The sequence below is a fragment of the Thermodesulfobacteriota bacterium genome (genome assembly GCA_040756475.1).
GTDB lineage: Bacteria > Desulfobacterota > Deferrisomatia > Deferrisomatales > JACRMM01 > JBFLZB01.
This window is the reverse complement of sequence record JBFLZB010000134.1, coordinates 1-12,349: the sequence shown is the minus strand read 5'-3', so window position 1 is coordinate 12,349 and position 12,349 is coordinate 1. Positions and strand designations below refer to the sequence as shown.

Below are 12,349 nucleotides of genomic sequence, written 5' to 3'. Positions count from 1 at the left end.
GGCGAGGCATGGCAGCCAGGGCAGGGGGCAGCGGCGAAAGGCGGCCCTCACGGAAGGACCTCCGGGCGGTGGAGCGCCCGGGCCACGGCCTCCAGCCCCCGCGCCAGCCTCGGCCCAGGGCGGTGCACCCAGTCCGTCTCCACGGCCCGGACGCGCCCCTGGGCCACGGCCCGCAGCTCGGGCCATCGGCGGAAGACCGCCCCGGGATCCGGTTGTCCCGGGTGGGGGCTCACGAGGATCACGTCGGGGTCGGCGGCCAACACCGCCTCCGGGCCCCAGGTGGGGTAGGCGGCCGGGCCCGGCGGCACGCAGTTCTGCCCTCCGGCCGTCGTGATGAGGTCATCGGCCAGGGTTCCCGGTCCGGTCACCACCAAGGGCTGCACCATCACGCACAGGAGGACCCGGGGCCGCGCCCGTCCCGAGACCGCGGCCTCGACCCGCATCACGGCGGCCTCCAGCTCGGCGGCCAGGCGTTCTCCGGCCTCGGGCGCACCCGTCACCGCGCCGATGGCCCGCAGCATCCGGGCCGTGTCGGCCACGCTCCGGGGGTAGACGACGTAGACCGGGATCCCCAAGCTCTCCAGGCGGGACACCGCGGTGGGTCGGGTCATGTCGGCGGAGGCGAAGACCAGGTCCGGAACGAGAGCGGCCACGGCCTCGAGGCTCGGGGCGGCGTAGCTCCCGACCCGCGGCCGGGAGGCCGCCTCCGGCGGATAGGTGCAGAACTCCGTGACGCCCACCACGCGCTCCCCGAGCCCCAGCGCGAACAACGTCTCCGTCACGCTCGGCACCAGGGACACGATCCGTGCCGGGGCGTTCGGCACGTCCACCCTTCGCCCCACGGCATCCACCCAGGAGGCGGCCTCGGCGCGGGGGAGCCCCGGGCCGAGCACGACCAGGGCTCCCCACACGGCGACGAAGCGGACCGCAGGGGTGAGCATGCGGATCACGAACGCGGCTCCCGGGCGCCCACGCCCATTAGAAGGTGGCCGCGAGACCGGCCCGCCACGTGCGCGGGGGCATGGGGAAGCCGGGATTGACCTCGTAACCCCTGTCGAAGAGGTTGTCCACCCCCACCGTGACGTCGACGGCGACGGCATCCCCCACGATGACCGGCCGGGAGACCCGGGCGTCGAACACCGTGTAAGCGGGGTCCGGACGATTCGGCGCCGAGGGGTAGCGGGCGTACCGGCCGGCGAGCCGAAGGCGCAGGTCCCGGATCGGCTCCACGTCCACGTGGGCGCTCGCCTGGTGGCGCGGCTTGCCCGGGAGGAAGTCCCCCGTGTCCCGGTCGACGGCGTGGAGGTAGGTGTAGTTGGCGCCCAGCCCCAGCCCCTCGTGGAGGGTCAGGGCGGCAAACGCCTCCGCGCCCCAGGTGCGCGAGGTGCCCACGTTCCTCGGGCTCCACACCGAGAAGGGGTCGGCGGGGTCTTCGGGCTGCCAGTCGATCAGGTCCTTGGCGTCCCGCCGAAATCCTGCCAGGGACGCGCTCCCCACGTTGCCGAGACCCTGGGAGACCCCCACTTCGTACTCCCATGCCCGCTCGGGGTCCAGATCCGGGTTCCCTCGGGTGAAGCCGTCGAAGGGCCAGAACCGGTCGTTGAACGTCGGCGCCCGGTAGGCCCGGCCGGCCGACGCGCGCACCTGGCCGGAAGCCCAGGGGGAGAGGAGCAGGCTCGTGCGCGGGCTCCACTCGTTTCGAAAGTCGGAGTGGCCGTCGTAGCGGACCCCGAGGAGAACGGAGGCCCAGGAAGCGAGCGAGAGCTCCTGCTGACCAAACGCCCCCCAGCGGAACTGGTCGCGATTTCCATTGGAGGTGGAGTCCAGGAAGTCGCGGTAGAGCTCGCTTCCCAGGGTCAGCCCCTGGCCCCGGATGGGCGTGTCGATCTGCACTTCCCCCCCCACCGTCTCGGCGAGATGCCGGTCGTCCGCCGGGAAGAAGCCTCCGGGGTCCCGGAATCGGTTGTCGAAGCGATCATATCCCCCCCGTCCGGTGAAGGCGACGGGCCCGAGCGGGCCTCGGAGGGAGAGCGAGGCGGAGGTGTTCTCGTCCCGCTGGCGGGCGTCGGGGGTCTCGAAGAAGCCCTTCATGCCCGGCACGCCGATCTCCTTCTGCAGGTGATACCCGTGCGCCTCGAGCACGAAGTCTCCGGGCAGGTACCAGGCCAGGAGGCCGTCGAGGGTCGTCCGGTCCAGGCCGGAGTTGTCCCGATACCCTTGGGAGCGGTCCCGCGACGCCCCGAACCGGTACCCCAGGGGACCCACGCGCCGGGAGGCCGAGAAGCTGAGCTCGCGGGTGTCGTGTCGGGCCTCGCTCCAGGAGAAGGTCGTGCGCGGCTCGGCCTCGGGGCGGCGCGTGACGATGTGGATCACGCCGGCGAGCGCGTTGGACCCGTACAGAGCGGAGGCCGGACCTCGCAGCACCTCGATGCGCTCGATCTGTTCGAGGGGCACCGGAAGGTTCGCCAGGTCGAACTGTCCCAACTGGGAGGAGTTGAGCCGAATCCCGTCGAGCAGCACGAGGACCTGCTGCGCCTCCGAGCCCCGGATGCTCGCCGTGGCGAGGGATCCCGGGGCGCCGTTCTCCACCACGGTCACCCCCACGGCGTCGCGGAGCACCTCCTGCAGCCGCCGCGCTCCGGAGGCGAGGATCTCCTCGGCCGGGATCACCGTGACCGAGGGCCCGACCTGGGGCACCTGGCGGGGCGTCCGGGTGGCGGTCACCACCACTGGTTCCAAGGTCGCGTTCTGGGCAGGGGCGGATACCGCGCTGCAGAGGGCGATACCCAGGAGTGCAGGGACAAGGATTCTTCGCATGGGTCCTCCTCGTGGTCTCCTGCGCGGGCGGCGTGAGGGGGCGCGGGGCCGCAGACGCAAGAAGCCCGCACAGGTTCGCTGTGCGGGCTTCCCGTATTCGAAGCGCCGGCCTTCCCACTCTCCCGGGTCGCGAGGAGACTTGGTGTGGGCCGCCCGCTCCGGCAGGTCTTCTGGCTCGCGATTCATCCTCGGGGCCGCCTTCCCGGTCCGACCGCGACCAGTGGCTCCGTGGCCCTTCGTCCTCGCTTACAGCGGCGGGTCCGCGGGGGCTTCGCACCCCACTTCCCTTTTCAGCCCTCACGGGCACCGGCGGGCGTCGTTCGTCGATTGTGGGTACCTGTCTACGCCGCGAACCGGCCCCTTGTCACGCCACCCCCCCGCCTTCCCGGAGCCCCATCCCCCCCTTCCCCGTCCCTGCCACATCGGCCCACCGCCCCGTCCGTAGGGGGCCCTCCCGGCGGAGGTCCCCCTCCACGACCTTCAGGTGTGGATCTCCTTCATCGTGCAGGTGCTCAGCCCGAGGAACTGGCTGATGGGGCAGTACCCGATGGCGGCCGTGGCGATGGGCACGAGCCCGACCAGGGACAGGTACGCCGCCGCTCCGGGCAGCACGAACCACAGAGACAGGAGCGCGAGCCCCACCACCACCCGCACCACGCGATCGGTCGTCGAACACACGTTGTGGATCATGGCGCCACCTCCTTCCCCCCGTTGCGCCTTCCCGATACGCCCTCACGATAACCACGGATCGGCGCTCGGCAATACGGGAGGCTCCTACTCCCAGTCGCCCGTGAGGGTAAAGGCGCCCCAGTAGCCCGGGTGGGGGTAGCGGGCCCGCACGTGCAGGAGTGCCGACCGCAGGCTCTCGGCCTTGTTGTCCTCGGCGTACCGCCGGTAGAAGTGCTTCATCAGGACCGCGGTGGAGACGTCGCTCACCCGCCACAGGCTCGAGACGATGGTGTGGGTGCCGGCGTAGAAAAAGGCCCGGTTGAGGCCGATGACGTCGTCGCCCCGGGTCACCTCGCCCAGTCCCGTCTGGCAGGCGCTCAGCACCACGAGATCCGCCCGGAGCTCCAGGGCGAAGACCTCCGCGGCCTGGAGGTCTCCGTCGTTGTCCGGGTCGGGGACGAGCTTGAGGGCCGAGAAGAGGGGGTTGATCGGGTCGAATTCCCCGTGGGAGGCCACGTGGAGGATGCCGAAGTCCCGCAGGTGCCGGGTCACCCAGGTCTCGGTGGCCCGCTCGCCGGTGAGCACGGTCACCTCCGGGAAGTTCCAGCGGATGGTGCCCACCTCCTGCTCGGCGAAGGGGAGCTCCAGGGCGGGGGTGCCGAGATCCGGGTTGCCGATGGCGAGCACCCGCCGGTTGGCGCCGGGGTCGCGCCGCTCCAGGGTGTAGCGCAGCACGCTGGCGCTGGGCAGGTAGAAGAGGGGCCAGCGGTCCGCCACGTGGTCTTCGGGGCCGGCCAGGGTGGCGAAGGCCAGGTAGTGGAGGGCCCCGTGGGGGATGATCCCCAGGGTGGTTACGCCAGCCAGGTGAGGTCCCAGGGGCTCCACCAGGAGGGCGTGGAGGGCCCGGGAGGGGGCGTCCAGGGGCTCCAGGTTCTGGAGGAGCCGCCGGAAGGCGAACACGTCCTCCTCCAGGGTCTCCCGCCGGCCCGGGGTGCGCACCAGGACGAGGCCCTCGGGCCGCAGGACCCAGCACAGGACCTCGTCCTCCAGGAGGTAGTAGGCCAGCAGCGCGACCCCGGGCTCCAGGAGGGCGCGGACGTCGCCTTCGCCCAGGGGCTGGACGGAGACCAGGGAGGCGAGCTCCGGGTGGCGCGCCTGGATCTCCAGGAGCAGGTCCCGGTGCTCGTCGCGCAGGCGCTGCGCCGCCGCCTCGTAGGCCGCCCGCTCGGGGCCCTCGGGGGCCTGGGCGGCCAGGGCGAGCTGCTCGTGGAGCCGGGCCTTGAGCACGCCCTGGCGGTCGTAGAGCTCCTGCTCCACGGCCCCCCGCAGGGTGAGGCGCTGGTTGCCCAGGAGGTCGATGAAGTTGCGCGAGCGGGACCGCTCGGCCACCTCGAAGGCCCCGGCGGGCTGCCCCAGGGCCACGAGCACCCCGACCAGGGCCTCGTAGACCGCCACCTTGTCGGTGAGGAAGCCGTCACGGAGCTGCTCCAGGCGGATCTCGGCGCGCACCTCCTCCACCACCTCCACCGCCTTGGCCAGGACCCCTCGGGCCTCCTCCAGCCGGCCGCCCGAGCGCTCCAGGAGCCCCAGGCCGTGCAGCGCCCGCCACTCCACCTCCCGCAGGACCATGGCCCGGGCCGCCTCCAGGGCGCGCCCGAAGGCGTCCCGCGCCTCCCCGGTCGCGTTCCCGGCGGCCAGGGCCTCCCCCACCGCGAGCCAGGCCTTGGCTTCGTTGACCCGGTCGCCGATGGCCTGCGCCTCGGCCGCGGCCTCCCGCAGGAGCGGCAGGGCTGCCGCGGCGTCTCCCTGGCGCAGGTGGGTGAGCCCGAGGTTTCGCAGGTCGTAGGCCACCGCCCAGCGGGAACCCAGGCGCCGGTCGATGGCGAGGGCCTGCTCCAGGGCCTCCCGGGCCTGGGCGAAGCGGCCCATCTCCCGGTACACGAGGCCGATGTTGTTGAGCGAGGTGGCCACCTCGTCCTCCCGGGCCACCAGGGAGCGGGCCCGCTCCAGCGCCCGGTGGAGCTCCCGCAGGGCGCGGTCGTGGTCCCCCAGGGTCCACCAGGTGAGGCCCGAGGTGTTGAGACTCACCACCTCCCCCAGGGTCCAGCCGCTCTCCCGGCTCAGGGCGTAGGCCTCGCGCTGGAGGTCGAAGGCGTCCTGGTACCGGGCCTGGAACCAGGCGTTGTTGGCCTGCTCGATGCGCACCTTGGCCCGGAGCACCGGGTCGGGCTCGTCCTCCAGGAGCTCCAGGGCGAGGGCGTAGCGCTCCTCGGCGGCGGGGAAGTTCCCCAGGAACCGCTCGCACCGGCCCACGTCCACCAGGGACTGGACGACCCCGTGGAGCTCGCCCGCGGCGTCATAGAGCTCCAGGGCCTTCTCGTAGCTCTGCTTGGCCCGGGCCCACCGGTTGAGGCGCAGGTCGTAGAGCCGGCCCAGGCTGGCGTGCTGGGCGGCCAGGAGCTCGCCCTGCCCCAGCTCGCGGCTCCGCTCGGCAGCGGCCCCGAAGGCGTCCAGGGCCCGGTCGTACTCGGCGGCGTTCTCCAGCACCGCCCCGAGGCTCGCCAGGGCCTGGATCTCCGGCGGGCCGAGCTCCAGGTTGGCGAGCATCTCCGCCGCCTCCTCCAGGGCGGGCACGGCCTGGCCGTAGCGCTCCCGGCGGGCCTGGACGAGGCCCAGCCGCAGCAGGGCGTCGGCGTGGGCGGCGGAGTAGGGAGCCTCGGTGGCCACCGCCTCCGCCAGGGCCAGGGCGTGGCGCTCCGCGTCCTCCAGTCGCCCCGCCGCCCAGGCAGCCTCCCGGGCGAAGCGGTGGAGCTCGCCCCGGTAGCCCGCCAGGTCTTCGGTCTCCTCGGCCACCCAGAGGGCGTCCTCGGCGGCCCGCAGCGCCTCGGCGGCCCGGCCCGAGTGAAAGGCCGCCTGGGCGTGCTGGGCGTACTGGAAGAACCGGGACCGGGCGAGCTCCCGGGCCTCCTCGGGCCCCAGGCCCGGGAAGCCGAGCACCCCCCAGGCGTTCCCAGCGGCCACCGTGGCGGGGGCCCGGGCGTACGCGGCGAGGAAGGAGGGGAGCCGGTCCGGCCCGGCGCTGTGGGGCAGGGCTGGGACGACCACCGTGGGGCAGCCCGCGAGGCTCAGGAGGTGGGCGGCCGCGTACACGGCTTCCGCCTCGGTCTGGCCGAGCACGGCGAGCGAGGTCCGCCCCAGGCGGCCCAGGGTCTCCGGCAGGGGCACGGCCCGGCCCCGGGGGAGCTCCGCGGCCGGCACCTCCCGGGCGCTCTCCCCGGCCCGGGTGGGCACCGAGGAGCGGCGGCGCACCGGGCCGGCGAACACCAGGGTGTGGGCGGCGGAGACGGCTTCCAGCACCTCTTCCCCCTCGGCGCCCGACGGCGATGGGGGTTCTTGCGGCACGGCTACCGCCGCGTACCCGGCCGGGACCGGAAAGGCCGGTTCCCCCGCCACCAGGAGGGAACGGCGCAGGGGCTTTCGGGCCTGGAAGGAGCGCAGCCAGTGGGTGGCGCTCAGGGCGGCTCCGGTTCCCTCCCGGGTACGGGACCAGGCCAGCGCCGCCTCGGGAACCTCGAGGCAGACCACCGCCCCCTCCTCCAGCGGGGCCCCGGCGGGGAGGGCGGCCACCTCCTCGGCCTCGAAGGCGTCGGTCCCCAGGCGAAAGAGGAGGTAGCCGGCGCCGGGGCGGGCCACGGCCCGCAGGAGGACCGTGCCCTCGGGCAGGGTTTCCACCAGCTCGGCCGCAGTGGCCGGTTCGGGTCCCAGGAGGGCCAGGCCCCCGGGGGCCTCCCCATCCCCCCGGCGGGCCACCGCCTCGGCCCGGAGTTCCCGGAACCGGGTCAGGAGCTCCCGGTGCTCTCCCCGGCGGCGCGCCGCCTCCTCGGGGCTCCGGGCCCGGGAAGCCGCCTCGGCCGTTTCCTCCGCGCCGGCCGCGAGGCCCAGGAGGAGGAGCACCGCTTCCTGGAGGTCCTCCCGGCCCTTGGCGGCGGCCAGGGCCGGCAGGCGCGCCCGGTCGGGGCCGAGCTGGGCCTGGAGGAGGCGCTCTTCCCTCTCCAGGTTCTCGGCCCGGTAGGCCTGCTCCTCTCCCCCGGCACCCCCAGCGGTCGAGGCGGCGCGGCGCAGTTCGCGCAGGCGCAGGAGCCGGGGCAGGACGGCCCGTGCGAGCTCCCGGTCGGCGTCGGTCAGGGCGCCCGCGGTGGCGGGGGCCAGGCGGTGCACGCGCTCGAGCTCGGCCAGGCGCTCGGCGAGGTCGAAGGCCGCCTCCGGGTCCCCGGCCTCCCAGAGGGCCTCCACCAGGGGCGCGAAGGTCGCCGGGATCTCCCCCGGGGCCGCGTAGGCCCGCAGGGGCGTAACGGCCTCCAGGACCTCGAGGGCTTCCTCCAGGCGCCCGAGGGCTGCCAGGGCCCGCCACTCCAGGTCGGGCAGGAGCCCCCGCCGGGCGAGCTCCAGGGCCCGGGCGTCGTGGGCCTCGCCGGAGTCGCCCAGGGCCTCCAGGGTCCGGGCCAGGCCCAGGTGGAGCCGGGAGGCCCGGGCCCGGGCCTCCCGGCTGCCCCCCTCCAGGAGCGCCGCCCCGTCTCCCGCGGCCCGCAGGCCGGCGTGGAAGTGGGCCGCCGCCCGGGCCAGCGCCCGTCCCCGGGCCGCGGCCGCCTCGGGACCCTCGGCCCCCCGGGGGGGAGGCGGCCGGGAAGCTCCCGGCTCGCCTTCCGGACCGGGCTCCGGGAGGCTCGGGGGCGCCGTGCCTTCCCCGAGCCAGAAGAGGGCGAGGGCGGCGTGGAAGGAGACCGCCAGGGGCTGGCGGGAAGCCACGGGGTCGCGGCGCAGGGCCTCGGCGGCCCGGCGCTCCTCGGCCTCCAGCTCCCGCAGGAGGGCCGGGCGGGCCGGGTGCTCCGGGGGGAACCGCTCCAGGGCCCGGGCCATGGCGGCGGCGTTCCACGCGGCGCTTCCCGCGCCGCCGGTTCCGTCGGGCCCCCGGCCCAGGGCGGCGGAGCGGCCGAACCGGGCGAAGGCCTCGGCGAGCTCGCCCCGGGCGTAGGCGAGCAGGCCCGCCCGGTGGGCCAGGAGGGAGGCCCCGAACCGGTCGCCCTCGGCCACCGGCTTCCCCTCGGGGTACCGGGCCAGGAGCCCCCGGAGGCCCTCCTCGGCGTCGTCGAGCTCGCCGCGCTCCAGGGCGATCCGGGAGAGGAAGGTCTCGGCCAGGCGCTCCTCCTGGGCCGCGGTGAACCCGAAGGCCGCCTGGGTGGCCCCGGCGGCGTCCAGGGGTACCTCGGCCCGCAGGTGGAGCAGCGCGCCGTCCTCCGCGCCTGCGGTCTCGGCGCTGCGCCGCCGGTCGGGCGCCCCGTGGCGCCGCACCAGGGCCACCGCTTCCCGAAACCCCTCGGCGGCGCGCCCCAGGAGCTCCCGGCGCTCGGCCCCGGCCCGCTCCCCCGCGAGCTGATAGAGGCAGTAGGCGGCAGAGCGGCGGTTTTGGCCCAGGTTCTCCCGCCGGCCCAGGCGCTGGTTGGCGCGAAACGCCTCCTCGAAGGCCCCGGCGGCGCTCGCCCACTGGCCGGCTTCCTGGTGGGCCAGGGCCAGCCGGTCCAGGAGCTCGGCGCGCAGCTCGGCAAAGCGCACCGGCGCCCCCAGGGCGTCGCGTACGCGGGCGACCCGGTACGCCAGGGATTCCCGCAGCTCCTCGGCCTCCCCGGCGCCCCGACGAGATTCCCGGGCCGCTCGGGAGGCCAGCTCCCGGTGCAGGGCTTCCTGCTCTTCCAAGAGCCCTTCGATCCCGGCCCGGTAGGCCTCCCACGCGGGGGAGGGGACCTCGTCGCCCTGGCGCTCGCTCTCCCGGGTCAGGCGGTAGAGGCGCTCCCGCAGCTCGGACTGGCGCTCGGCCAGCCGCCGGGCCGCCGCGTCGGGGGGGGGAGCCCCCGGGGCGGGGAGGGGCAGGTGGCGATCCAGCACCGTGCGCAGCAGGGCGTCGTAGGCCCGGGAAGCCGCCAGGGGGTCGGCCCGGTCCGCCAGGAGCTCCAGGGCCCTGGCGTAGAGCTCCGCCGCCCGGGCGGGCTCGCGCACCTGGAAGGCGGCGGCCCCGAAGCGGCGGAAGAAGAGGATCTCCTGGTCGGGGGCGTCGAAGGGGACCCCGGAGGCCAGGCGCTCGGCGTAATGCCGGTCGGCGGCGGGGTACTGGCCGAGCAGGAAGGCGGCGTTGCCCTGGTTGAGCAGGAGGTGGGCGGCGTTGGCGGGATCGGCGCGGCGGTCGTTGAGGAAGGCCGCCCGCCGGTAGGCTTCCAGGGCTTCTTCCAGCCCCCCGCGCACCCCGTGCACCGTCTCCAGGACCTCGGAGACGTACCCCAGGGTCTGGTGGAAGTACTCCACCTGCCCCCGGCGGGCGATGGCTTGGGTGATCCACTCCCGGGCTTCCTCCAGGGCCGGGCGGGTCTCCCGGTAGGTGAGGGCGAGCCCCAGGGCGTAGAGGGCCACCGCGTCCCCCGGGTCGGCCTCGGCACGGGACCGGTACCCGGCGAGCACCCCCTCCAGGTTCCCCAGGGCGGCGGAGGCCTGGATGTACCCGCGGTGGGCCTCCAGGATGGCGTCGTCGTAGCGCAGGAGGTCCCGGAAGAGGCTGCGGGCCGATGCGGCCTCGCCGGTGCGCAGGAGGAAGGCGCCGGCCTCGGAGGTGCGGCGCACGTAGCCCTGTCGCGCGAGGCGGTAGATGCGGTCTTCCCGGGGCCTCAGACGAAGCTCCGCCTCATAGAGATCCAGGGCCTGGCGGAAGCGCTCCTCCCGGTAGAGGATCTCGGCCAGGGCCAGGCGGGCGGCGGCGGTCTGGGTGGCCACCGCCGGGAACTCGTCGAGCACCTGCCGGTAGGCGGCCTTGGCCCGGGCCCACTCGTCGCGGGCGTAGAGCAGATCGCCCGCCCGGTTGAGCGCCCCCATGGCCAGGCGCGGGTGGGGCTCCCGGGCCTCCCCGGCCGTCTGGCGCAGGGCCGCCACCCGGGCGTCCACCTGGGCGGCGGCCTGGGCGCCGGGAGTCTCCGGGACGCCGGCGGAGGCCAGGTCCAGCAGGCGCTCCACCGCCCGGTCCCCCCACGCGTCCACCTCGGGATAGCGCTCCAGTACCGCTCGGTACGCCCCCTCCAGGGCCTCGGGGCGGCCCACCCGGCCGAAGGCCTCCCCCCGGAGGAAGAGGGCCTCGGCGGCCGCCGACCGCTCTTCGGGGTGGTCCCGGACCACCCGGTCCAGGATGGCCAGGGCCGAGAGGAGGGCCCCGGGGTCCCGCCCCAGGTCGAGGAGGAGCCGGGCGCGCTCCACCCCGGCCCGGGCCCCCACTGGGCCCGCCCCTTCCCCCTCCCTTGCTGCCGCGGCAATCGCCTCCAGCGCCGCGAGCCCGGCTTCGAGAGCGCTGCGGGCCCCCGCCGGGTCCCCGGCCTCCTGGGCCTCCCGGGCGTTTCGCCGGGTCGCCAGGGCGGTGCCGCGGAGCCTGGCGAGAGACGCCTCGGGCTCCACCTCGGGGGTGTCGGCGGCTCCCCGGGCGAAGGCGGCTTCGGCCGCGTCGGGGAACCCGGCCGCCAGGTAGGCGAGCCCCGCCCCCAGGGCGGCCCGGGCGGCATGGAGCCGCGCCCCCGGGTAGCGCTCGCGCACCTTCTCGTAGGCGGCGGCCGTCAGGAGGGGGTCGGGGGGAAAGACCTCCCGCTCCACTTCCTGGGCCAGGGCGAGCTGGGCGGCGGCGTCTTGCCGGTGGGGGATGGCCCCCTCGGGGGGCAGGGACCAGGCGTTGGCCCCCCCGGTGCGCCCCGAGAGGAAGTAGAGTCGGCCCGCGGCGGCGGCGGGCAGGGCCGGTCGGTCGGCCCCGTAGGAGGCGGGGGTTTGGGGATGGGCCCGGGGGAGGGCCGGGCTTCCATCCGAGGGGGCCGACCGGTCCGACTCACCGGACCCGTCGGACGGGTCTGCCAGGCCGGACCCCGGCCTGAGGCGAAACAGCACCCCGTGGTCGCGGGCGGTGACCCAGCCGTCCCGGTCGGTGTCGAGCTCCCGCCGGACGAAGAGGAGGCTGCCCTCGGGGGTCCAGACGGGGGCCGCGTCCAGGGCCGGGCCCTGGGTGAGGGGAACCGCCCTTCCCCTCTCCAGGTCCAGGAGGAAGAGATCTCCCCCCGGGTCCCGGCCCCGGCCCACGAAGGCCAGACTCCCTCCCTCCGGGGAGACCGCGGGGGACTCTCCGAACACGGGTCCGCCCCGGTGTCCGTACTCCAGGTCCCGGGGCGGCCCGGCCTCGGGGCCTCCCCCGCGCCGGGGGGGAGCCAGGGGCACCACCGCGAGGCGCGGGTGGGCCTCCCCCGGAAGGGTCCGGTGATAGTAGAGGGAGGCGCCGTCGGGGGAGAAAGCCGGGCTCCCGTCGCCCGCCTCGCGCCCGGTGAGGCGGCGGGGCTCGCCCGCGACCGCCCCCTCCCCGTCCAGGCCCAGGAGAAAGAGGTCGCCCCGGGCGTCGTGGCTCGTCCCCACGTAGGCGAGCCAGCGGCCGTCGGGGGAGAAGGCGGGGGCGGTCTCGTCCCCGGGGGCCGAGGTGAGGCGGCGGGGGAGGACCACCCGGTTGGGGTCGGCCGAGCGAAGCCACAGGTCCAGGCTCCCCTCGGGCCCGGCGGCGTAGGCGAGCCAGCGGCCGTCGGGGGAGACGGCCAGGGCGGAGAGGGGCTCGGCCTCGGCCGTGACCTGCACCGGCTCGTGGACGGGCACGGGCAGGGGCGCCCGGCCGTGGCGGGTCTCGGTGGGGACCTGGGCCGGGGCGGTGTGGGCCGCCAGGATCAGGAGCGCCAGGCCGGCGCAGATGCCGAAGGAAAAGGGGGGGGGGGGCGGGGGCGGCGGCGCGGGGCGGGGCCCCCCCCCCCCC

Annotated in this window: 4 protein-coding genes and 1 riboswitch; all 4 genes read right to left on the bottom strand. The window is 75.7% G+C overall.

Going from position 1 to position 12,349, the window contains the following annotated elements; translation table 11 throughout:
* Positions 1-47: 47 nt before the first annotated feature.
* The 4 genes from AB1578_16760 to AB1578_16745 all read right to left on the bottom strand — a co-directional run bounded on the left by AB1578_16760 (position 48) and on the right by AB1578_16745 (position 12,195).
* Complete coding sequence (locus tag AB1578_16760; GenBank protein ID MEW6489554.1) at positions 48-941, bottom strand: cobalamin-binding protein; 894 nt, start codon at positions 939-941, stop codon at positions 48-50.
* Between the two features lie 37 nt (positions 942-978).
* Positions 979-2,817 carry a TonB-dependent receptor gene (locus AB1578_16755; GenBank protein MEW6489553.1) on the bottom strand — a complete coding sequence of 613 codons (1,839 nt, stop codon included), beginning with the start codon at positions 2,815-2,817 and terminating at the stop codon, positions 979-981.
* A gap of 158 nt (positions 2,818-2,975) precedes the next feature.
* A riboswitch (cobalamin riboswitch) is annotated at positions 2,976-3,127 on the bottom strand.
* A 170-nt stretch (positions 3,128-3,297) separates the two neighbouring features.
* The gene (locus tag AB1578_16750; protein MEW6489552.1) at positions 3,298-3,507 is read right to left on the bottom strand and encodes a DUF2892 domain-containing protein; all 210 of its coding nucleotides are present in this window, start codon (positions 3,505-3,507) and stop codon (positions 3,298-3,300) included.
* Between the two features lie 84 nt (positions 3,508-3,591).
* Positions 3,592-12,195, bottom strand: a complete 8,604-nt coding sequence (locus tag AB1578_16745; GenBank protein MEW6489551.1) for a CHAT domain-containing protein — start codon at positions 12,193-12,195, stop codon at positions 3,592-3,594.
* Positions 12,196-12,349 lie beyond the last annotated feature (154 nt).

Excerpts from the sequence above, each read along its gene's own strand:
- AB1578_16760 (MEW6489554.1), bottom strand. The coding sequence starts at position 941 with ATGCTCACCCCTGCGGTCCGCTTCGTCGCCGTGTGGGGAGCCCTGGTC.
- AB1578_16755 (MEW6489553.1), bottom strand. The coding sequence starts at position 2,817 with ATGCGAAGAATCCTTGTCCCTGCACTCCTGGGTATCGCCCTCTGCAGC.
- AB1578_16750 (MEW6489552.1), bottom strand. The coding sequence starts at position 3,507 with ATGATCCACAACGTGTGTTCGACGACCGATCGCGTGGTGCGGGTGGTG.